Source organism: Granulicella sp. S190 (genome assembly GCF_009766095.1).
Lineage (GTDB): Bacteria > Acidobacteriota > Terriglobia > Terriglobales > Acidobacteriaceae > Edaphobacter.
Genome location: NZ_LMUD01000023.1, coordinates 43,529 through 66,167, shown reverse-complemented (window position 1 = coordinate 66,167; position 22,639 = coordinate 43,529). Strand labels below are relative to the sequence as shown.

The following is a 22,639-nucleotide window of genomic DNA, read 5'->3' as shown; positions in this document are numbered from 1 at the left end:
GAGATCCTCGAATCTAAGTGCAGGCGCGGAGCCGGGGATAGGGAGTTGCCCTAAGTATGGAACACCCTAACCCTAAACCAAATTTAGGTCCGATTTATTCCATCTGATTATTTTCAGATTACACAGAATAAATCTGTCCTTCGGCAGTTCTCTATTTGGCAGGCAAATAAACCTACTGGAGCTGAATATGAATCGCTTTAAAGAAGACGAAACAGTGCAAGAGAATCAGGCGCAGCCTGCGGGTGACGGAATCGACAGACGGAACTTCCTGGGATGCATGGCATGGGCTGGTACAGGTCTGCTTTGGACCATGGCCAGCGGTGTTCCGGTATCGAAACTATTGGCCCAGGGGGTAAAGTCCGGCGCCGGTGTCGGGAAGGTCGAGGATTTCTCCTTCGTCCAGATCAGCGATAGTCACATTGGATTCAACAAAGGCGCGAATCCGGATGTCACGGGAACGCTGCAGAAGGCCATCGATAAGATCAACGTTGTCCCGGCTGGGATGAAGGCACCTGACTTCATGATCCATACCGGTGATATCACGCAGAACTCGAAGGCATCGGAGTTCGATACCGCTGCTCAGGTCATTAAGAGCGCCAAGGTCTCAGAGGTGTTTTACGTCCCGGGTGAGCATGACTTTTCGCTCGATGACGGTGCACTTTACAAGCAGCGATACGGCAAGGGAACCGTTGGCAATGGCTGGTATAGCTATAGCCACAAGGGTGTTCATTTTGTAGGACTCAACAACTGCGTGCAGGTCGACGCGATGGGCAATCTGGGCCCGGAGCAGCTTGCGTGGCTAAAATCTGATCTTGCTGGTCTGAGCGCCTCGACGCCGATCGTGGTCTTCGCTCACCTGCCTTTGTGGATGGTCTATGAGAAGTGGGGCTGGGGCACAGCCGATGGCGCACAAGCGCTGGCTCTTCTGAAGCGTTTTGGATCTGTCACCGTGTTGAATGGCCACATTCATCAAGTAGTGCAAAAGGTGGAAGGCAACGTAGCGTTCCACACAGCAATGGCTACGGCATTTCCTCAGCCCGCTCCAGGAACCACGCCGAACCCCGGACCCATGGTGGTTCCAGCCGGCAAACTGCAGAGCGTACTCGGAGTAACCGATGTCAGGGTTATTCGCGGACACAGCCATCTCGCCGTTGTCGATCACTCGTTGGCGGAGGGCGCTTGAAACATCAAGTTGTAATCATTGTTCTGTCTGCTGTCGTCGTGGTGGGAAGCGGATTTGTTCATCCCTTCGGGAATCCGCGCGTAGCGCCGCCAAAAGGGCTCGATACGTTGCTCGTACAAGCCGACATGCCCGCGAATGCGAAGAAGATCCTGATGACGAAGTGCGCTGACTGCCACTCGAACGAGACACGATGGCCGGTATATGCACGTGTGGCGCCCGGTTCGTGGCTGATCGAGCGGGATATCGTAGAGGCACGAAAGAAGATGAATCTCTCGCTTTGGGATCAGAAGTCTCCCGATGACCAGGAGGTAATGATCGGAGAGATCATCCATGAAGCGAAAAATGGCGAAATGCCGCCTTTGCAGTACCGTCTTCTTCACTGGAAATCCCAGCTGACTACCACCGACGTTGCGACGCTCTCAGATATGCAAAAAAGCGGCCCGGCGCATGAGGGTACAGGCAGTACGGGCGATGCCACACGCGGCAAGATCGTATTTGAAAGGCGGTGTACAGGCTGCCACACCATGGAGCAAGACCGGGAAGGACCACGGCTGGGAGGAGTATTTGGAAGAAAGGCCGGAAGCGTGACCCGGTTCAACTACTCCGCGGGACTGAAAAACTCCGGCATCACGTGGAATGAAACCACATTGGAGAAGTGGCTTAGCGATCCCGATGTGATGGTTCCGGATAACAATATGGGCGTCGGTGTTCCGAAAGCTCAGGAGCGGTCGGATCTGATTGCTTACTTCAAGCAGAAAAAATAGCGACACGAGAAGTTAATCGCAGATAATTTCTGCTTGAAGTAGCTGTTTAGTTCCACTGTTCGCGTAGGCGACCCGGTTCCGGCTTATACCGATTGCGTCTTTCGCATCTTTGTTCTCGACTTCTTAAGATTCTTGACGACTGTCTTGCTTATAACTTTAGTGACATTCAGGCTGTCGCTGTCGGATCCCTCGGAGTTCTTCATATCTCCGTCGAAGAGGAGCATACCGTCCTGCTTGGACAGTGTCAGGTGGTAGCTCAGCTTCGTCGCTCCAACGAAATGCCCTAAAGGGCCGACGGATGCGCGGACGGCCTGATCTCCTTTGGTAAAGGCGACGGGCCGCACGGTAACGGTGAACTCGGCACAACTTCCTTCGGGGCTTTGATCGCCTGCACGGTAGACGTTCTGGATGGTCTTCTCCGACTTCAACTGCTGAAGAAGACGTTCATAGAGAAGGACGCGATCCTCCGAAGGAAAGTCAGATTGCGGATTTGAGCTTACAACTTCTACACGGATGGCATTTTCCTCTACCTCCCACGCAGGGCAAGCCAGCGCTGCTGAGACACGAGAGGGATATGGCGGTGGGACCGAAAGGTGAAGTTGCTGGATCGTATCTTCCATATCATCGGTGTTGAGCGCAAAGACGGCGCCGTGATATTTGCCGGTCACATCAAGGAACTCGACGGTCAACAACCCGACTTTCTTGTGGGTGACGGTGGCAACAGCAAGGCCTCCACCATAAGGAAGGAGCATGCGCCCAATTTTGGCTGTCGTACCGCCAGTCTCCACTCGTTCGTCGCCGCTGGAGACGGCGATGATCCTTTGACGGGCGATATCGGTTGACCCTTGCTCTGTTGTGAAACGCAGATCTGTCGCGCTGAATGAAAGCATACCCTCGGAGTTCGGCTTAACTCCTTCCAAACCGACAAGCTCCTTTGCAGCAACCATTTGATGAGGTGACTTTGAGTCGTGAAGAGCTGGTTCACCATGTGCGAGTAGCGAAGTGCCGAAAAAGCAAGGACTGCGGCAGACTTCAAAGTGAAACTTCTTGCGTAGCTTGTGAATGGGTACTGCATTTTGAAACCTCTTTCCAACTTCAAATTTCGTGAAGAACATCTCAGCTCACAACGCAGATGTCTGTTGATGGAATTTGTCTGTGCTCTACAGAGCGGATGCTCTATCGTTCGCTATCGAGCCATGCTGAGAAGAAGGTCGGCCATGCCTCTTCTTCCGGGATTCCCTGCGCCAAGCCGGCACCATGCACTCCATGAGCAAAGAGATGAGGTTCGACTGGTATACCTGCACGCTTGAGTGCTTCGACGAAAATAACGCTGTTCTGTGGACTGATGCGCTGATCATCCATGCTCTCGAAGAGAAAGACTGGCGGTGTATGCGGGGTGATGTGATCCTACCCGGAGAGATAATCCTGGAGATGATCAAGGGCCGGGCCGGTGTAACCGTAGAGGAGGTGGTTGTGCGAACTGGTCGCGGCGAATTGTGAGGGATCCATCGAGATAACCGGATAGCCGAGACCGAGGAGATTCGGACGTCCGTCTGCCGTGTCAATTTTGTCATGCACCGGGAGATCGAAGTCTGTTGCCGAGTGCAGGGTCAGCGTACTGGCGAGGTGTCCGCCGGCAGAGAAACCGAAGAGACCCACACGCTCCGGATTGATACCGAAGTCGCGGGCACGTGTGCGAACCAGCTTCAAAGCACGCTGCCCATCCCACATGGGTACGGGATAACGATACGAACCGTCCAGCTGCACGAGCCGATAGTAAAGGACGAACGAAGTGACACCGAGTTGTTGGGAGAAGTAATTGGCGACTGGCGTCTGCTCCTTTGTGTCTGACAGACGATCATAGCCACCGCCGGGGATGACGATGAAGCCCTGACCAGATTTGCTCACATTAGCTGGCGGTCGAAAAACACGTAGGTATGGAATGTCGCGGCAAGGATCGGCACCGATGGCGCCCGGTGCAGCTCCTGGCCACAGGCGAATCTCAGACGGATCGGATGCGTCATAACAATTATGGCTGGCGACATCACGGGAATCGTAGGCTTTCGGTTCGCGCCTGTGATGTTGGGCCAGCAGAACACTGATGGCGAAGATTGTGAAGGTAGCAATGCGAACGATATGGAGCGAGCGGGGTCTCATGTATGTGTCCTGACTCTTGAAACGTAGATCTGACGCGCCATTCTTGATAGCGTGATTGGAAGGCCTTCGATATGGGTTAGAGAAGCGCCTTCGACCAACAGTCAAAACTCACGCTTCGTAGTGATTTAGCTAGACCTGAGAGAAGCCGTCTACGGACTGTGCTCTTTGCAGCTCTCACAGCATGGACACTTGATCTCGGCCGTAGAGGTAAGGCATTTCGAAACGGAGTTCCTGATTCTTCTGCAACAAGTCACAGACGAGCATCTCCAGGCATCTATTTCTCTCCTCGCCTCCTGACTTGCAGCCACTCGCGAAGCCTTCTTCTGTTTGCGTGAACATCTCTTCCATATCAGACTCCCTTCTTATTTCTTTTGCGTGCAGTCGAGGTAGCTTGGTTGGAGAGCGTCGCGATAAAGAAATTCAGGCCAGCGGTAGTCCGCTTCAAGTCACCTGTAGCGAAGTAATCGTGGAGGAGTCCAGTAATCGCTGCCAGGATAATCGTCGAAGCGCCGAGTTGGCCTTCCGTCGTGTCTGAGAACCTTTCGACCTTTCCTTTGAAGATCTGTACCCACCGGTTGACGCCTGCTACCCGGTCTTTTTCAGGGACGACATTGCCCTCGTGCATCGCGAGGCCGTCAATCTCGAAAAGCAATCTGAAGTAGCGCTGATTGGTCTCCTGAATCGCCCATCTCCAAAACATACGCAAGAAATCTTCAAGCGAAGCGGGATTTCCACGTTCTACCACCTCGCCCACCGCAGCGGTGATGCGAGAGCGCACCCTGTCCAGAGCAACAGCGATGAGCTCCTCCTTCGATCCGAAGTGGTAAATCAACAATCGTGCGCTACTGCCGACAGAATCAGCCAGGGGACGGAGAGAAAGCCCCGCAATCCCGTTGGCGAGGAAAACGTCGACAATCTTCTCCAGCAGCTCCTCTCGTCTTTCGATCACTTCGCTCATGAAACGATTGCTACATGAAACGAATGTTTCATGCAAGCGTATCAAGAAAAGCGATGCGTTGTTCTGCATCGCTACGAACCGCTCATATACATCCAGCAGCTCTATTGAGTTCAGGGGTGTAAAGCGTCTTACGCCCAGCAAGATCGCATTCCGAGGGAGCTTAGGGCTTTCTTGGCTTAGCCTCTTCCAAATCGATCACCCAGGTAGAACCCGGCTCCTCAGCCCTGAGGGCTTCTGTCAATGGCCGGCCAACCGCAGCACTGGGGCGGTTGATGCGTAAGAGCGAAGCGAAGGTAGCAGCAATATCGACTGGCGCCACAAGGGTGTGATACGTCCCTGGAAGGAACGGCTTTCCAAAGAACTCTAGAGGGACGTGGCGATCATAGCTATTGGCTGAGAAGTGTGTCGTGCCACTCCCCTTCCAGGGAAATTGGTAGGGACCAAAATTGATATGCAGGGCCCAGCCCACGTTCGGCGAATAACTATGCGCGATCAGACGGCTGTACTGCGTGTCGGGCAAGAGTCCTTCGCGCATCTGCTTGCTTGTGTAGACGTGTGTCAAGACCGGAGGTTCTCGATGGCTTTCCGCTTTCTGAGGATCACTGAATTTCGCGAAGACCTGCTTGAGCATGGTGACTGTTGTGTCTTCTGCAGTCCCCTCCGACAGGCCGACAGCCTCAAATGCTTCCTGATTCAGCAAAAGATAAGGGTTATCCATTTGCAGGATGTAGGCACCCTTGTCTTTGAGCGGGTACTTCTCTTCCAGCATTGTTTCTAGTGGCTTCGTGAATGACTCAGCAGGAAAGTCGAGCACTGGCATACGATCGGCATCTCCAGCTTTCTGGCTTGTTGCTACGCCATGATCTCCAGTGACGGCAACAAGAATATTTTTGAGGCCGATGGTTTGATCGAGATGGGTGAAAAAGGCGTCAATCAAGGCATCGGACTGAACGATGAGAGCCTCCTGCGAGGGATCGTCCGGGCCGAAGGCATGGCCATTGATATCGGTTGAAGAAATCGAAATCGTAATCATGTCTGTAACTCCAGCGGGATTTCTTCCGAGCTTTTCCGCGTCGATCAGGGCCTGCGCAAAGTCAAGCTGATATTGGACACTGGCAGAAGTCCTGCCTACCATCTCGTAAAAGTTTCCCTGGGGCACATGGCTCTTCGCGCGAGCTTCCGCGGTGTGATTGCCTGAGTTGAAATCTTTAGCCCATTGGGGAAGATCTTTCATCCAGTAAGTCGAAGTGACCCATTGGCCCGTCTCATGGTCGACCCAAAAGGCCCCGTTCGTGGCGTGGCCACTTGTAAGAATCGCCGCCCGGTCCTTCATAGACACACCGTAGACGCGAGAGCGCCCCTGTGTTGCGAGCACCAGCTCATCTCCAAGGGTCGTGGCCATCTCTCGATGAGCAGAGGCGCCGGTAAGATCTTTTGTGCCGCTTGGTGCGCCGACAAGCTTGTAACGATCGTCAGCGACGGAGCTCACCTGTCGTAGCGTGCCGTCAGAGGAACGCTCATACCATTCGTTCAACGGAATCTGATGGGCGTCGGTGTAAGCTCCAGTGCCGATGGTTGCGTGGCCTGCCGCCGTGACAAGATTGGCGTAATCGTAGTAGCAGTCAGTGAAATGCGCACCTTGTTTGAGAAACAGATTCCAGCCATTCTTTTCCTTGAACTCGGCGCGATACCGATCGAGGTAATCCCCTCGAAACTGATCGAACACGAGAATAATGACCAGTTTTGGCTGGGCGTCGTATGCGTCGCCAAACGCCCTGGACGTGCAAGAAGCAAGAAGTGCTAAAGCAAGGAACAGATGATCTAACCTTTTCATGAGGGATGACTCCTGTCAGCAACACACTATTCGTTATCGGGTCGACAAACCGTTGATTTATACCAATCGAAACGACCGAATACCTACGCTCCACGACGTGCGGATTCGCTTGAGTACGCGTGCGCGGGTTTCTCGCTTATGTCCTGATTGCAACTTAGTACTTTTGATACTGTACCCCGTCGAAAACCAAAGATCGCATGGGATATCTTGAGACGAATTGCCAAGTGCAGGCCCTTGCGGCAACGGCATGCAAAGGCGTCGCAAAAGTCTTGTGGTCAGAAACATCGATGCTCCTGGCCCCTGCAGGAGCGTATTGCGAGCTACGAGAAACTTCATCTCGCACCCCTCCAGTTGTGCATTTCTTCTGCTTCGAGGGCACATTGGCTCTATTTCAGCTGCTGGGAGACCGGATGATTTTCCGGCGAGGGCACTCCGCCACTTCTTGCGTTCGGCTCAAGCAAGCTGCTGTTGCAGGCGGCCGGAGCATTGATGATGTTGCAGCGCGCAGGCAACCCGCCCGCGAAACCGACACTGTAGCCAGTCCACTTCGAAGGCTCCGACAGGGGATAATCTGTGCTGATCATTTGCGCACCGGAATGCAAGAGGGCGTCGCGACGAGTGGTGTCGTTGGTGCGAGCGGCGATTGTGCTTTCGTCAGCGCGGGCCCGAACGATATAACCTTGGCGCACGAGTTGATCGATGAGCTGTGGAGTGCCCTCATTTTCTTCAACAAACGCGGCGTCGGGTTTGCCAGGGTCGGAGTTTGTGAATAACACGCGGCCTTGTAGCAGCGGATGGCCGGCTGTGTACACTGGTCCGGCATTTTTCTGATCCATCAGAAAAATCACCTTGCCTCGCGACTCCGCCAGAGTCGGCCAGTGACCTGCGCGTACGGCGGCTTCGAGGGTCGGGTGGTTGCCACGCACCTTATCCGGCAAAATCATTTCGCTGTCAGCAAAAACAGAACGGATCTCCTTATCGAGCGCATCGAACGTTTCGCTGGTGAATGGCTCCGCCTCAACGCTATCGGGTATCGACTCCGTTCGACCATGTTTGGTCTCGATCAGAAGGAACAACGGGACATGTTCTGGATGGGCCTTTGACCAGGCTCGAATTTCTTTGAGGCAATCCGTAAGCAGGAGACAAGAGCTACGCTGATTGAGATCGGGTATGTGGATAACTTTGAATCCGGCCTTATCCATCTTGCGATTTGGATCAAAATCCGTGTCCGGCGGAAGCCCTGCCTGTTTCGTCAGCGCGACAATCTTTGGATGCGCAAAGCGCCCGCCATGCGGATCTTGGACAATGTCAATTTCCAGCTGCCGGACTCCACCATTCAACTGCGCACTGAGCGTTGCGTGGCTATACTCGAGAGCTTCGTATTCGCGAGGATTGCGGCTACGGGCGAACTTTTCCTCACTTGGGGCAAATCCCAGGTTATAGCTGTTATGCGATCCGATTACCTGGATCTGGTTCAGGTGAACCCTGGCGTCCTGATCGGACTTAGTCTGTCCAGGTAATATCCTCACAATGCTGAAGACGAATAGCGCGGCTATGCTCACGCTTCTTTGCAAGGGAAACCCCTCTCCGGCTGCAATCCTCGTACCGCCGATCGCAGGCGAGGATGCACTGTTGACTATCGTTTAACTCCCGCCAATTTTAAAACAAGAGCTTTGCAGCGAACTGAAGCTGCCGTGACGGGAAGGCTGTCGTGATGGTTCCAAACGACGTACCGTCAGAGATGTTAGTGTCCGGCGCCTGCCAGTTGGTGTGGTTCAGCACGTTGAAGGCTTCGGCTCTCAGGTCCAGCTTTACTCGCTCTGTTAGAAGCGGAAATTGCTTGTGCAACCCCAGATCAGTGTTGTAGTACGCATAGGAACGAAGACTGTTGCGCGATACATTTCCAAAGGAAGAAGTGTTTCCATAACGAGTAAAAGATGGGTAATCGTAGCTCGTGTAGTTGCCACCACCGGGTAAATAACCATTCAGTCCGCGGCTCTTTGTGACGCCGTTGATCTTGCTCGTCGGCAGCACGGTGATGTGAGTGCCTCTAAGAGGAGACCCCGCAATGTGCTCAGGGCGCAAATTGACTAGATCGGTACTGAACAGCTGGCCGATGGTGGAACCGCTACTGCCATTGAGGAGTGCCGTGGTGGTGCTGCTGGAAGAGCTCGAATAGATGATGTTGAAAGGCAGACCACTGGTGATGGTATTGATGACAGTGACCTGCCATCCGCCGAGAATGGCATTCATAAATCCGCTCGACTGGCCTCCGAAGTGGCGACCATGACCGTACGGAAGGTCATAGACGATGGAAGTGGTATTGTCGATCGGCTGATCGTAGCTGGAAGGACCGTAGTCACCACGAGGGTTGGCGAAATTGACTCGCGAGGTATCTCCGTTGTTCTGCTCCAGATGCCCGGACGCAAGATCGAATGCCCGGCTGTAAGTGAACGAGTTCAGCAGGTAAAGCGCGCCCATTCGCTTCTCACCTTTGATCTGTAGCGAGTTGTAATTCGCGGGTCCGCCACCGTACGCAATTTCAATATCACCGAAGCTCGGTACTGGACGTCGACTTTGATATGTGGGGCAACCAGCTGGTGCAGCGGTAAGGCAGGGAGCCGCCTGGTTGTAGTCCGCCAGGATCTGCAAGTGGGTACTCTTGTTACCGACGTAAGCGATATCAAACAGAATGCCGCCAGGAAACTCTCTCTGAACTCCGAGAAAAAAGCTCTGCACATAACCGGTTTTGAAGTTGGGATCGACGTAGCGGGACGTGACGTTGAGAGGGTTGAAATAGGCGGGGCTGGTAAGGATATTCGAGTAGCCCTGCTGCGTCTGACGAAAGCAGAGTGTCTGGACCTGTGTGTCGTTTGTGCATAGGCTCGCAGCTGTCGGATAGATAGAGTTGTTGTTGTTGACCGTAGCGTTTACGACGTCCGGACCGTTGTACGTGAGGTTATTCTCTCCGCCCGCGCGATTGAATTGTACGTAGACAATGCCATAGCCCCCTCGAAGAACGGTTCTCGGGTTGATGCTGTCGGAGAATCCAAAGCGTGGCGCAAAGTTCTTGGTCGGCGTGTGCACCAGCGTCCGGTTATAAAGGCTTCCATTACTGGCGGGCGTCAAGGTGTTGGTCGACGGATTGAAATTTGCTAGGCGATTATCACGCTCGAACTGCGGCGTCATAATCTCGTAACGCAGACCCATATTCAGCGTTAAGGAGGGCGTAACTTTCATATCGTCCTGGAAATATCCGGCGAAATAGCGCTGTCGCAAGTTGACTACGGTGTAGTTCGTGAGGGAATAGGAAGATCGGTTACCAAAGAGAAAATCCGCTACAGCCTGCGCCTGCTGAATCTGGGTGGAGGTAGTGTTGCCCGCCGCGGAGTCTATCGGATTACACGCGGTCGTTACAGTGGCGGAGCAGTTCGGAAAAAACGGCACGCCGCCAACAGTTGGCCCAGCCGCATAACGACTTGAATAGTTGTCCTGGCCGTAACTAGGGTTGAAGTCATTCACAACCGTGTGGATCAACTGTTGTTCATAGCCGAACTTCATCGAATGGCGGCCGCGTACCCAGGTGAAGTTGATCTTGGGGTTATAAATGACGGGATTCTGAAACTGTGGACTCGACGACTGGTTCCCAAGCTGAGTAAACCCTATGATCGACTGCGCATTCAGACTGCGGACCAGGCTGGGATCGGTGGGCAGTCCGTCCGTGATGCCGTTTTCAGCAAGTAGCGATGCCTGCCCCTGCGTGTAAGGCGTCTTGGCGCCGATATTACGTGTCCACGCAAAACGGATGTCCAATAACTTGTTCTGGCTTATGATCCACGTGGCGCCACCGGCGATTTGGCGATTCTGAATGTTTACGTTCGAGTTGGCATTGCCACCAGCGGCGCCCCCGACGGTGGGAGGATCGAAGATCTCCGTCTGATGTTCACTGTAGCGGCCGAAGAGCTTCCATTTCGTGAAACTCTGGTCGATTCGCACATCGCCCTTGTCGTCGTTGATGGTTCCGCGGGGCGCGTTGCTGTAGTTATTTGTGATGTTGTTGTAGGAGGGTGCGGTACTGCCGCTGGCACCGGTGACATTGTTGGCCGGAAGTGCAGCGAGGACGGCGAGAGCGAACGGTGTTGATCCCGCCGCAGCATTTCCTGAGGTGTAGGTGTCGCCGGTAATGGGGTTATAGAGCGGAATAGGCGCAGTTGTTCCATCCACTCTGTGTAGCAGAAATAATCCGGCTCGCTGCTCGGAATCCGGCAGAGTTACCGCGGCCAGTTGATACGTGAAGATTTGTCTCACGCCCTCGTAATCGGCAAAGAAGAATGTCTTGTTGCGGAAGATGCGTCCACCGGTTGTAGCTCCGAACTGGTTGCGAATCAGACCCGGTTTGTTGCCAGTCGCCGTTTGAAGAGGACCGAAGGCATTCAGATCCGTGTTGCGGATATAGTCCCATACCGCGCCGTGATAATCGTTAGACCCGCTTCGGGTAGACACATTGATCACCGCTCCCGGCATGCGGCCATACTCTGCCGAATAATTATTCGACTCCACGCGGAACTCGCTGACAGCGTCAGGAGACGGAGAGATATTCTCATCTTCGAAACCCTGATTCGACGTGCCGTAGTTGCTGTTCTCCAGGCCATCGATGAGGAACTCATTAAACGCCGACCGCTGCCCATTGATATTGAAAGCCGCTTCACGGCTGGATGCAGTCTGGTTCTCAAGCATCGATTTACGAACGCCTGGCGTCAGCAGCACCAGGTCTGCGTACGAACGTCCGTTCAGCGGCAGGTTCTCGACCTCCTTCTGACCAATGATCTGGCTGCGCGAACTGGTCTCGGTCTCCAACAGTTGAGCGGCCCCCGCAACCTCAACGACTTGATTGATCTCCCCTGGCTTGATCTGAATATCAACACGCTGGCGCGAGTCGGTCGAAAGATTGAAGACCTCGGTCTTCGCTCCTTGAAAGCCCGCGACTTCGGTGGAGATCTGATAATTTCCAATCGGCACCGAGTTGAACTCGTACTTGCCCTCGTTGTCTGTCTGCGCGCTCTCGGAGACGTTGGTGGCAATATTATTCAGCCTCACCATCGCGCTCGGAACTACGGCGCCACTGTTATCCCGAACATATCCCAGCACCGAAGCCGAGCCAAACTGAGCATGTACCTCGCCCACGTAGAGGAGCGAACTCGCAACCCATACCAGCAGCCCGAGCATCCGGATAACTGAGCTTTTTTTTCTCTTATCCATGGCAAATCTCCAACCTTTAGTGTCGGTTGCCTCCTCGACTCGGGGAGTTCCGATCATGGTCTGATTGAAATCAGGTCGACAACTCTGGGACGGGCGAACATTACTCGTGCCCTCACGTGAGTGTCAACAGGGAAATTTCACCGCTAACGCTGGATCCGGCCCGTCTTCAGTAAGTAACTCAAAGAGAGCTATTTACTGGGAATATCTTCTAGAGATAGCGGTAAAGCTCGCCGAAGAGATCGGAGTTGATGGAAGCGCGCCGTTACGTCACCGTATACATCGTCGCAAACTCCCGAATCCCCGCCATCCGCCCCGCAAGCCATTGCAGCCTCTGGCTCATCGCCTCACCCTGCGACTTTCGCAGCAAGTTATCAAGTTGCCACTTGTCTCACAGATAGGGACAGCGTAGCTTTCGTCTTGACTTCTAACTTGCTGAGATTAGGTCGTACGACAAACATGCGTTATCCCCTTGCCTCACTTTTGTTGGTTCTTTCTGGATTTGGCAATTCCGCCCTTGGACAAAATGGACAGCCTGCGAAGGCTCCTGCGGCTCCGGTCAACATACCGATAGCTGCACCCACCGGTCCGCCCTTACCAAACACCCTCCAAGATGGAACAGCAATCAAGCTCCGTCTAGCGGAGAACCTTACCTCTGCAACAGCGAAGACAGGTCAGCAGGTCTCCTTCGAAGCCATCGAAGAGACCGACGTTGACGGCGTCATGGTCATCGCCAAAGGTGCGCAGGCATTGGCAACGATCACATCCGCTGAATCAAAGCGAAGCATGGGACGCGCCGGTAAGCTCGACGTCAATATCGACAGTGTTCGTCTAGTCGATGGCGAAAAAGCAGCTCTGGCCGCAACCCAAAATGCAAAAGGTGGCGGCCACACCGGAGCTATGACAGCAGGAATGGTAGGCACAGCAATCGTCTTCTTTCCTGCTGCTCCCCTTCTACTATTCATCCATGGCAAAGACATCACTATCCCCAAGGGAACAGAAATTACCGCCTTCGTCTCAGGAAACATGAAGCTCGACATGGCCCACTTCGCTCCAACGACTCCCTCTAGTGCTACAGTGGCCAACGCAAACGCCGCACCCTCCGACCTGACGATAGAAGCAAGCGTACCCAACTGCGACATAGAAGTAGACGGCAGCTTCGTAGGCAGCACACCATCAACCCTGAACCTAACGCCCGGCAAGCACCAGATCGTGGTGAAGAAAGCTGGCTTTCAGGATTGGTCAAGAAACATGCTGGTCGGAAGTGGAGCAGTAAGACTTAGCGCAGAGATGGTCGGGAAATAAGCTCATCCGATCGATCGTTCTCATTGTGGAACACTTTCCTTTGTATGGCGGTAGAATTGCCAAGAAACGACTTGCATCGTGGATGGAAGACACTTGGCCGAAAAACTTTCCGAATTCTCCGCCTTAGACCTATTAGAGACACGCACCAAAGCTTCATGGCCCAACATTCGGTTTGCGAGATTTCAGAGTGGGGTGACAAAAACACTGCTCGAAGACACTCTGGGCGGTTTCACTAGTTCTGATTCCAGTATCGTGGTCGTCGGTTCGCTTGCCCGACAGGAGTTTACCTCTGGAAGTGATGTCGATTGGACATTATTACTCGACGGCATCTCTCATCCTGAACATATCAAGGTCGCGCATGAGATTAGAAAGAGTCTCAAGGACTTAGATATCCGGCAGCCTGGACGCGAGGGAGTGTTTGGAACGATCGCATCCGGTCACGACCTAATTCACAATATCGGAGGACAAGATGATACGAATGCCAATACGACCCTACGAATTCTACTGCTGTTGGAATCTGACACAATAGGACACTCAGACGCGTATGAACGCGTCTTGCGAAACGTGCTGTGGCGGTATTTGGACGAAGATCGCGGACTCTGGCTGGGTTCAGGTGAGTACAAAGTTCCTCGCTTTCTGTTCAATGATATGGCACGATATTGGCGAACGATGACTGTCGATTTTGCCTACAAACAGCGCAATAGACAAAATGAGGGTTTCGCAATCAGAAATCTGAAACTGCGGATGTCAAGGAAGCTTCTTTTTCTTGCTGGGATGGTTGCGTGTTTTGAATGTCATTGCGGGTTTGCTTCAACGGAGGAACGGCGAGAGTTCTATTCGATTAAACAAGTACAGGCCGTAATCGAACGACTACGACTTGTCCTTATGAAACCGCCTCTCGAAATTCTTGCATCTGCTCTACTCCGCGACCCTAACCTCGATTTACAGAGCAAGCAGTTGTTTGACTCTTACGACGAATTTCTCGGGATGCTGGCCGATGACACTCCCTCATGCGGAGGACAGACTATTCGTGAACATCTTGACAAGTTGCCGGTTGAACGGCTGGGCAGCGATGAAACGGCAAGCAGAGGGCGTGATATAAGTCATCGTTATCGTGATGCCATTGGAGCTATCTTCCTCAGCGACAAGAATGAACTTGGCAGAATGACTATCGAATATGGAGTTTTCTAATGAGAAAAATTGGATTTTCTACCGGCGCGGTAGCTTATGGGGACTTTGAAAAAGCTCTGAGCATACTTGCTTCGAGCAACCTTGCTTGCATCGAGCTCTCAGCTTTGCGGATGTCGGAAGTAAAAATCTTGGTTGCTGCTATCCCTTATCTGCGTTTAGACAGTTATTCCTATGTCTCTTTTCATGCACCGAGCAGCTATTCTCTAGGTGACGAAGAATGGTTAGCTGATCTTCTTTACTCAAACATTCCTGACAAGTGGCCAATAGTTATTCATCCCGACGCCATCAGTGATGCCACACTTTGGAGGCGATTCGGACGGCGCATTGCGATCGAAAACATGGATCGCAGAAAACCGATCGGACGTAATGTTGGCGAGCTTGAACTAGTCTTTGAGAAGCTCCCGGATGCGAGTCTGTGTTTTGATCTAGGGCATTCCCGACAATGTGATTCATCAATGACAGATGCCTTCCTCATGCTTACTGCATTTCAGGAAAGGCTTGTGCAAGTTCATCTTAGCGAGGTGAATAGCGAAAGTCAGCATGAAGCCTTGTCGTACGGAGCCAAGCTAGCGTTTCAACAAGTAGCTTCACTGATTCCAGATGAGATCCCGATCATTCTAGAGAGCCGCGTAAATTCCGAACATATTGCTGGTGAAGTTGAGATTGCGCACGAAGCCCTCTCCAATGCAGATATACATTGCTACGCCTAGCATGATCTTGATTCGGGGCGCAAAGCTAATTGCCCGAATAAAAAGCACGAATCGTCTTCGCCTATACCGCTGAAATCCGACCACGCCACTAGGTCTCGAACGACGTCAGAACACATAACTCCACTTCATCACCTCCCGGCCAGATAACAATCCACTGAGGAGCCCCGGATGAACCCTCCCAGGCCGAGATTCAGACCCTCCCGCCCACTCACCCTCTGCGCCGCATCTCTCCTCCTCACCGGCATCTCTGCCCTTGTCGCACAGTTGGCCGACATCCCCATCAAACCCGGCCTCTGGAACACCCGGGTCGTCTTAAAGCTGGACCCCAAAGACCCCGACAACCAACCCATCACCGGCCAGGCCTGCTTCACCGCCGGAACCACCATCAGCAGCTACCTCGACGCGATGACCAGATCCGTCCCCGACATAAAGTGCGTCGTCTCCAACAAGGTCCAGACCGCACACCGCGTCACCTTCGACACCGCCTGCACCAGCTCCACCATCGCCACCAGGTCCCACCACGACTTCCAGCTCCCCGACGCCGACCACTTCAGCGGAACCAGCCACACCACCCTCGCAGGCAACGTCGACGGCCACCCCATCAACCGCGAGATGAGCAAAACCTTCTCCGCAACCTTCCAGTCCTCCGACTGTGGCAACGTCAAACCCGTCACCGACCAGCCAGCTCACTGACCCAAACCCACTCCCAAAATGGGAAGCCCGAAAAATAAATCCTGAAAACGTGGCGTATTTTTAGCTCGGTTAAAAGTGGTTGCTAAACCACCATGTCAGCCACGCAATCCACCACGCTCACACCACCAAAACACCACACCAAAAACACCCATTTTCACCAAATACCCCAGCAAAAGCGCCCATCACCACGTCAGAAAAAAACTACTCCCAAACACAAAGGGATTATTGAGATGGCCACAACTTGCGAAGACAGGTCTTGAGCAGTGCCATGAAGTCATTCGGAGTGGAGCGTCGTGATTGGATCGAGGCGCATGGCGCGCAGCGCCGGGATATAGCTGGCCGCGAGCGCGACCATAGTAAGCAAAAGGGTTACGCCTGCGAAGGTGGGCAGATCGTTAGGCGACACGCCGTAAAGCAGCCCGGCCATAAAGTGAGAGACGATGAACGCTCCAGCCACACCCAGCCCCGCGCCCGCTGCGGCCAGACCGAATCCCCGGCGCAGGACCATCTTGAGAATCCTGCTCCTCTGCGCTCCCAGCGCGAGACGAATGGCGATCTCACGTCTTTGTTCATTCACAAGATATGAAATCGTCCCGTAGATTCCAAGCCCAGCCAACAGCAAGGCGGTTGCCGCAAAAAAGGCCACTATTTCCATCGAGAATCGTCTGACGGAAAGCGAGGTGGAGAGAACGTCCTCCAGCGTCTCCGCATGGAAGACGGGAAGCCCGGCATCAATAGCTTGAACCTGGCTTCGCTCCTGTCCGAGGATCGTGCCGGGATCGAGTTGTCCGCGAAGAAAGATAGCCAGAGCCTTGGCTGGGTGCTGGTATACGCTGCGGTAGATCTGAGGAGTAGCCGCGTCCGCCAACGATTCCGTGCGGGCATCCGCAATCACGCCGACGATCGTGGTCCAGACTGGTCCGGCAGAGTTCAATAGCTCACGGCTATCCAGGTGCAGACGGACGCGTTTGCCAAGCGGGTTTTGGCTTGGCCAGTAGGTGCGAGCCGCGGCCTGATTGATGACCGCAACCTGAGGCGTACTCTCAAGGTCCTGGTCGCTGAAAAGGCGTCCGCGCAATAGCGGCATGCCCAACAGATGGAAGTATTCGGGCGAGACAATGGGACTATGGATCACAGGAGCCTGATTGTCCATCGTCTCGATGCCTTCGCGCATCAATGGCAGCGTGCCTGGATTGCTGTGGCCCAGGGGAAGAGCGTCCACGTCGCCGATTGCCGCCTCTTCTACGCCGGGCAGCGTTCGGCTGCGGCGAAGAACCTCGCGCAGTAGAACCGCTTCCTGGGTCGCAGTCCGGTAGGTATCTTGACTGGGATCATTGGGCCCCGGAAGCCACGTTTGAATGGCCATAACGCGGTCAGGATTGAAACCGGGCGGCACCTTGAACAAGTCCCAGAAACTGCGCAGCAGAAGCCCCGCGGCGACCATGAGCATCAGGGAGAGCGCCAATTCACTGACGACCAGAATCTGGCGGGCGCGTGAGCGACCCTGTGAACCTACGGACCCGCGGCCTTTCTGGCGAAGTGTACTAGTCAAATCAACACCGCTCATAAGCCAGGCTGGAGCAAGCCCGAAGATGGTTCCGGCGGCGGCGGAGACGACCACGGCAAATACCAGCACGCCCCAGCCAACCCCTATGTCGTTGAGGTGCGGGAGGCTCTCCGGAACAAGCCGCAACAGGAGGTGCTGGGCACCGAAGAGAATAGCGAAACCAGCGATTCCGCCAAGCAGGAAGAGCAGCAGAATCTCGGTCAGAAGCTGGCGGATAAGGCGCGTTCTTTGCGCTCCAAGAGCCTGTCGAACCGCGATCTCACGGCCTCTCCCGCTGGCCCTGGCAAGAAGGAGATTGGCGACGTTGACGCAACTGATCAGGAGGACCAACCCGACTGCGCCGAACAGCAGAACAAGAGATCGGCGAACGCTGCCGACCACGCTTTCGCTGAGCGGAATCAGGCGCACGGCCCATGCTGCCTGTGCCGGATACTCCGCAGGATATTGCTTTTTCAGCGACTCAACCAGCGCATCGAGGCGCTCCTGCGCAGCCGCCATTGAGAGGCCCGGCTTCATGCGTGCGACCACTCGACTCGACTGACGTGAACTGCGCAGCGGGGGCGGAAAGGGCAGTCCGGCCATGCCGGCTCCCAGCCACACTTCTGTATTCCACTCTTCACTGGTTGAGCCCAGATCGCGAAACCCGCGCGGCATGACGCCCACGACGTGATAAACGTCGTTGTCCAGGCGTAGAGCTTTGCCGATGATGTGCGGGTTGGCTCCGAATTCCCTTTTCCAGAGGCCGTCGCTGATCACGGCCTCCAGGTTGAAGCCAGGAGTGGCATCGTGCGGATCAAATGTGCGGCCCAACTGCGCGTCTACGCGGAAGACTGCGAAGTAATTCGGCGTCACATGCTTGTAGCTGAGACGCTCTGGCTGTGCGCTGCCGGTGAGGTTCACATCTGCTCCGGTGCCGGAGACCGACACGGACTGGAATATCCCGGAACTCTCGAGGTCTCTCCACTCAGGAACGGAGATGCCGACGTCCTGCGCGCCTACGCCGGGAAGGCCGTCTTCGATGCGCACCAGTTCGGAAGGGTTGGGGTAGGGTAAAGGGTGCAGCAACGTAGCGTCGATCACGCTATAGATCGCGGTGGTGGCTCCGATGCCCAGTGCCATTGTGGCGATCGCAATGAAAGAGAATCCAGGAGATCTCAGAAGCATGCGAACCGCGTACTGCAGGTCGAAGAGCAGATTCTCGATAAAGGGGATGCTGTGCTCAGCGTGGTGATGTTCACGGATCGCCTGAGCCGCCCCTAGCTTAAGTGCGGCCTGCCGCCGCGCCTCGGTCAGCGACATACCGGCGCGTATATTCTCTTCTGTTTGGAAGGCGAGATGTTCGGCGATCTCTTCCTGCAGGCGTTGATCGGCACTGCGGCCTGTGGAGAGATTCGACAGACGTATGAAGAAGCGTCGCAGGAATTTCACGTTAGATCCTCCGCCTTGACATTGAAGAAGCGCGCGATGATGGCCGCGGTTTGTTCCCAATCGCGGGCCTCCGCCTGGAGTTGCCTGCGGCCGGCCGCGGTGAGTCGATAGAAGCGCGCGCGGCGGTTATTCTCCGATACGCCCCACTCAGAGGCGATTGAGCCTTCATGCTCAAGTTTGAGTAGCAAGGGATACAGCGTGCCCTGGTTGACAGCCAGAAGGTCTCCGCTGATCTGCTCGATGCGCCGCGCGATTCCCCAGCCGTGCTGCGATCCCAGGACATCGAGCGTCTTGAGGACCATCAGCGCCAGTGTTCCTTGCAAGACGTCGGGCTTTTCCTTCATGACTATTAGACCTTTAGGTTTCCTACAGGAATAATGACATGGCTCCCTTTTGGAAAGCAACAGGAAAATTTGAGTTTCGACAAAAGATCCGGCCGCCAAGGGGACCCTGGACGATTGGATATTCAATCCCCAGGGTTGATGCAACGCGCGTTTGGTTCTATGTGTTTGACATAACAACCTCATAGAGAGAACGAGGGAAATAACGCGCCTCGTTCATCCTTCGACTTCTAGTACGACCTCAAGTTCAACCGGCATCCCGAGCGGAAGACTAGCGACACCGAGCACAATTCGCACTGGAAGCCTATCCGGTCCAAATACGTCGCGAAGCAACTCGGAGGCTGCATCTGCCACTTTGGGTTGAGCGAAGAAGTCCCCTTCTGTCGCCAGATACACGGCCAACTTCACCACCCTGGTCACTCTATCCAATGAGCCAAGATGATTTCGCGCTGCTGATAGAACATTCAATGCAGCGATGCGCGCAGCCTCGCGACCTTGTTCCACGTCGAACTCCTTTCCCTAGCCGACCCACGAACTTTGGTTCATGTCCGACTGCGGGAAGCATGCCACTGAGGTACAGCAGGTTTCCGGTCTGCACGCTTTCGACATAAGCGCCAAACGGCGTGGGCGCAGACGTGAGTTCAACACCGAGTTCTTGTAGCCGCCGCTCGGCGCGTTCCTGCTGTGAACCCTGCGCGCTTACCATTTGCCGGAGTGCGAACCGCCGTCCACGTGCAGCACCTCCCCAGTCACATTGCGAGCCTCCGTTAGATAAGCCACTGCGTCCACGATATCCTCCACGCTCGAAATTGTACCCATGGGCGAGAGAGTCTTCAGGAAGTCTTTTGGGTTGTTTGCGTGCATCGGAGTATCAACGGTGCCTGGCGCGACGGCGTTAAAGCGGATGTGCTCGGTCGCGTATTCGGTTGCCAAGCTGCGCGTAACCGCCTCAATACCGCCCTTGGTGATCATCGGCACCGATGATGTGATGCCCGCGATTGGGTTTACTACCAACGAGGTCGTGATGCTTACCACGCTGCCGCCGGACTTCTGCGCAAGCATCTGCTTGACGGTACCCTGAGTGATGTACAGGAAGCCCTCAAGGTTGACGGAGGAAAGCGCTTGGAAGTCTTCCGCTGTGTACTCCGTAAACGGCTTCGTAAAGAAGATGCCAGCGTTGTTGACGAGCGCGTCGATCGAGCCAAACTTCGTGATGGCTGTCTCAAGGATCTTTGCGGCTACGGCACTCTCGCCGATGTTTCCGTCTACAAGCGCAAGCCTATCCGACGTCTCAAACGCTTCCGACTTGGTGATGTTGCGCGAGTTCGCGACCACGTTATATCCGCGATCGAGGAAAGACTGCACGACTCCTGCGCCGATGCCCTGCGAAGCGCCCGTTACGATGATTGTTTTCTGCTTGCTTACCATTTCCAGCCTCCTTTGCTGCGACAGCTTGCGCCGCCGTACACAATAAGAGAGTCATGGCAGCCGATAACGATGCGTCGTAAGTTTCTATCGTCCGATAGGTGAAGGCTATCGCTTACGTGAACTTCATGATTGCACGAATAGATGGCGACTCTTCTTCTAGTAGTTCAAGAAAAGACCTGAGAGCGACGGACAATTGCTTTTTCTGCCAGGCTGCGACAAAGTCAATTCGGACCTCGTCGGGCTGAAGACGATGAAAGGAGATATTTTCCGGACGCAGATTGCTGGCCGTGGCGGGCACGATGGCGACACCTTCACCTGCCTCGACGGTAGCGAGTACCGAGTTCATATTGTTAAGTTCGTGGTGCAGACGTGGCGAGAATCCATTGTCGTTGCACACGCGGACGATAGTGTCGAAGACCTCAGGCGAGCTTGTGCGTTGAAAGACGACGAAGCGCTCACCCGCGAGATCAGCAATGCGCACTCGCTTCGTTGTCACGTCACGGCTCTTCGGAAGAGCAACCACCAGTGGCTCCTTGAAGAGTAGCTGGGATTGATATGACGAACTGCGGTCCGGGGACGGCGGCCGCGTGAAGGCGATGTCGATCTCTCCGCGATCAAATGCGATGTCTTGGCCGTGCGGAACGTCTTCAACGAGACGCAACGAGACGCCCGGATGACGCGCTTTGTACTTCCGCAGAAGTTCGGGAAGGAAGGGGGAGCTGGAAAATCCCATGAATCCGATGCCAAGCCTGCCGAATTCTCCCTTGGCCGCTCGCTGAGCGGTCGCAATGGACCTCGCTGCCTGTGCTAGGGTTTTGATCGCTTCCTCATAAAACGCCTCACCTTCTGGCGTGAGTCGAGCGACTTTTCCCTCACGCAAAAAGAGTTTGATCCCAAGTTCACTCTCAAGGTCGGAGACAGCCTGGCTGATAGAAGGCTGAGTGATGTATAGATGTCGCGAAGCTTCCCGATAGCCTTTCCACTGCACTACCGCAGCGAAATACCGTAAATGTCTTAATTCCATGTGATAGCCGTTTCCTATCGGAGGATTAGAACATGCCACCAGCGCCTATATCTGGAATGATGAACCCTATCCGTGTGTAATAGGGGAACGAAGATAAAAAAGCTAAGAATCAGCTTTTCAATCGCAAAGTTTCAACACCCGCCAGTAACTTCCAGAACAGAAGAAATTTCCTGGCTTCGACGGCAGCACTTCCAAGCGCGTTCTTGCAGGCCCAACAACCAATTACGCATGTGGATACAGTCCGGGATGGAAAGCTTCTCAAGAGTTTTGTCGTAAAGGGGCGGGGTTTATCCTCGATTGGTGACAGTCCCGGGGCAAAGGCTAAGGTGCATTTCAACGGCCCCACGACCCAGCTGGCCGCTGTCGCGTCTGGTGTGGTCACGCTTGAGCCTGGCGCTCGACCTCACCCACCTCACCGCAATCCCGAAGAGGAATTGATGATCGTTGCTGCAGGTACAGGCGAAATAGTGCTCGATGGAGTTCTGACGCAGGTTGAGGCTGGTGGCATGATGTACGCCGAAGCTAATGTGCTGCATGGCATCACAAACACAGGTAGTAGCGTAATGACCTTTTTACTTCACCAAACTCCTGGCAAAGGACGCTCCGGTTAGACATCTCGCTACTGAGAGGATTTGATCACGAAAACGCCTTCTTGTGACCTGTGGCTGACAGAGAGTGGTCTTTTCACGATTTGCCTTCCGACCGGGACCTTCAGGCTCAGAAGCTGTGTCGGAGCCTCTGTGTAGAGGCAGATCGCCTGATCAGTCGATGGAGTAATATCCCAATTACCAAGGCCTGTA

19 protein-coding genes are annotated in these 22,639 nt (G+C 54.3%); 7 read left to right on the top strand and 12 right to left on the bottom strand.

What is annotated here, in order from left to right:
* Positions 1-187 precede the first annotated feature (187 nt).
* Positions 188-1,183 (top strand): metallophosphoesterase, encoded by a 996-nt coding sequence (locus GSQ94_RS13605; protein ID WP_158944422.1) that lies wholly within the window; start codon positions 188-190, stop codon positions 1,181-1,183.
* Positions 1,180-1,947 carry a heme-binding domain-containing protein gene (locus GSQ94_RS13600; RefSeq protein ID WP_158944421.1) on the top strand — a complete coding sequence of 256 codons (768 nt, stop codon included), beginning with the start codon at positions 1,180-1,182 and terminating at the stop codon, positions 1,945-1,947. Before GSQ94_RS13605 ends, GSQ94_RS13600 begins: the two co-directional genes overlap by 4 nt.
* Before the next feature lie 83 nt (positions 1,948-2,030).
* Here GSQ94_RS13600 and GSQ94_RS13595 read toward each other — a convergent pair whose 3' ends face one another.
* From GSQ94_RS13595 to GSQ94_RS13570, 7 genes are all read right to left on the bottom strand, one after another.
* Entirely contained in the window at positions 2,031-2,867 is an 837-nt protein-coding gene (locus GSQ94_RS13595) for a hypothetical protein (RefSeq protein ID WP_158944420.1), read from the bottom strand.
* A 256-nt stretch (positions 2,868-3,123) separates the two neighbouring features.
* The gene (locus tag GSQ94_RS21450) at positions 3,124-3,348 is read right to left on the bottom strand and encodes a prolyl oligopeptidase family serine peptidase (RefSeq protein ID WP_256369980.1); all 225 of its coding nucleotides are present in this window, start codon (positions 3,346-3,348) and stop codon (positions 3,124-3,126) included.
* 6 nt (positions 3,349-3,354) lie between these two features.
* Complete coding sequence (locus tag GSQ94_RS13590; protein WP_254063862.1) at positions 3,355-4,104, bottom strand: alpha/beta hydrolase; 750 nt, start codon at positions 4,102-4,104, stop codon at positions 3,355-3,357.
* 349 nt (positions 4,105-4,453) lie between these two features.
* Positions 4,454-5,062 carry a TetR/AcrR family transcriptional regulator gene (locus GSQ94_RS13585; protein WP_158944419.1) on the bottom strand — a complete coding sequence of 203 codons (609 nt, stop codon included), beginning with the start codon at positions 5,060-5,062 and terminating at the stop codon, positions 4,454-4,456.
* A 160-nt stretch (positions 5,063-5,222) separates the two neighbouring features.
* Complete coding sequence (locus GSQ94_RS13580; protein WP_158944418.1) at positions 5,223-6,896, bottom strand: alkaline phosphatase family protein; 1,674 nt, start codon at positions 6,894-6,896, stop codon at positions 5,223-5,225.
* A 386-nt stretch (positions 6,897-7,282) separates the two neighbouring features.
* Positions 7,283-8,470 carry a phosphatidylinositol-specific phospholipase C1-like protein gene (locus GSQ94_RS13575; RefSeq protein WP_371417513.1) on the bottom strand — a complete coding sequence of 396 codons (1,188 nt, stop codon included), beginning with the start codon at positions 8,468-8,470 and terminating at the stop codon, positions 7,283-7,285.
* An 85-nt stretch (positions 8,471-8,555) separates the two neighbouring features.
* Entirely contained in the window at positions 8,556-12,155 is a 3,600-nt protein-coding gene (locus tag GSQ94_RS13570) for a TonB-dependent receptor (RefSeq protein WP_158944417.1), read from the bottom strand.
* A gap of 456 nt (positions 12,156-12,611) precedes the next feature.
* Here GSQ94_RS13570 and GSQ94_RS13565 point away from each other — a divergent pair, with 456 nt between their 5' ends.
* From GSQ94_RS13565 to GSQ94_RS13550, 4 genes are all read left to right on the top strand, one after another.
* Positions 12,612-13,457: a PEGA domain-containing protein gene (locus GSQ94_RS13565; RefSeq protein WP_158944416.1), complete on the top strand. Its 846-nt coding sequence runs from the start codon at positions 12,612-12,614 to the stop codon at positions 13,455-13,457.
* Between the two features lie 93 nt (positions 13,458-13,550).
* Positions 13,551-14,648 (top strand): nucleotidyltransferase domain-containing protein, encoded by a 1,098-nt coding sequence (locus tag GSQ94_RS13560; protein ID WP_158944415.1) that lies wholly within the window; start codon positions 13,551-13,553, stop codon positions 14,646-14,648.
* Positions 14,648-15,358 carry a hypothetical protein gene (locus GSQ94_RS13555; RefSeq protein WP_158944414.1) on the top strand — a complete coding sequence of 237 codons (711 nt, stop codon included), beginning with the start codon at positions 14,648-14,650 and terminating at the stop codon, positions 15,356-15,358. The genes GSQ94_RS13560 and GSQ94_RS13555 overlap by 1 nt, the downstream gene beginning before the upstream one ends.
* A gap of 168 nt (positions 15,359-15,526) precedes the next feature.
* Positions 15,527-16,051: a DUF3617 family protein gene (locus GSQ94_RS13550; RefSeq protein ID WP_158944413.1), complete on the top strand. Its 525-nt coding sequence runs from the start codon at positions 15,527-15,529 to the stop codon at positions 16,049-16,051.
* A 274-nt stretch (positions 16,052-16,325) separates the two neighbouring features.
* Here the strand turns inward: GSQ94_RS13550 and GSQ94_RS13545 are convergent, their stop codons facing one another.
* The 5 genes from GSQ94_RS13545 to GSQ94_RS13525 form a co-directional block, all read right to left on the bottom strand.
* Positions 16,326-19,046, bottom strand: a complete 2,721-nt coding sequence (locus GSQ94_RS13545) for an ABC transporter permease (RefSeq protein WP_158944412.1) — start codon at positions 19,044-19,046, stop codon at positions 16,326-16,328.
* Positions 19,043-19,390, bottom strand: coding sequence for a PadR family transcriptional regulator (locus GSQ94_RS13540; protein WP_158944411.1), 348 nt, complete (start codon positions 19,388-19,390; stop codon positions 19,043-19,045). The genes GSQ94_RS13545 and GSQ94_RS13540 overlap by 4 nt, the downstream gene beginning before the upstream one ends.
* A gap of 213 nt (positions 19,391-19,603) precedes the next feature.
* Positions 19,604-19,891, bottom strand: coding sequence for a RidA family protein (locus tag GSQ94_RS21445; RefSeq protein ID WP_254063861.1), 288 nt, complete (start codon positions 19,889-19,891; stop codon positions 19,604-19,606).
* A gap of 195 nt (positions 19,892-20,086) precedes the next feature.
* A complete protein-coding gene (locus tag GSQ94_RS13530; RefSeq protein ID WP_158944410.1) occupies positions 20,087-20,815 on the bottom strand; it encodes an SDR family NAD(P)-dependent oxidoreductase in 729 nt (242 codons plus the stop codon).
* A gap of 112 nt (positions 20,816-20,927) precedes the next feature.
* On the bottom strand, positions 20,928-21,839 hold the full coding sequence (locus GSQ94_RS13525) for a LysR family transcriptional regulator (protein WP_158944409.1): 912 nt from the start codon (positions 21,837-21,839) through the stop codon (positions 20,928-20,930).
* A gap of 203 nt (positions 21,840-22,042) precedes the next feature.
* Here GSQ94_RS13525 and GSQ94_RS13520 point away from each other — a divergent pair, with 203 nt between their 5' ends.
* Complete coding sequence (locus tag GSQ94_RS13520; protein WP_254063860.1) at positions 22,043-22,450, top strand: cupin domain-containing protein; 408 nt, start codon at positions 22,043-22,045, stop codon at positions 22,448-22,450.
* Positions 22,451-22,639 lie beyond the last annotated feature (189 nt).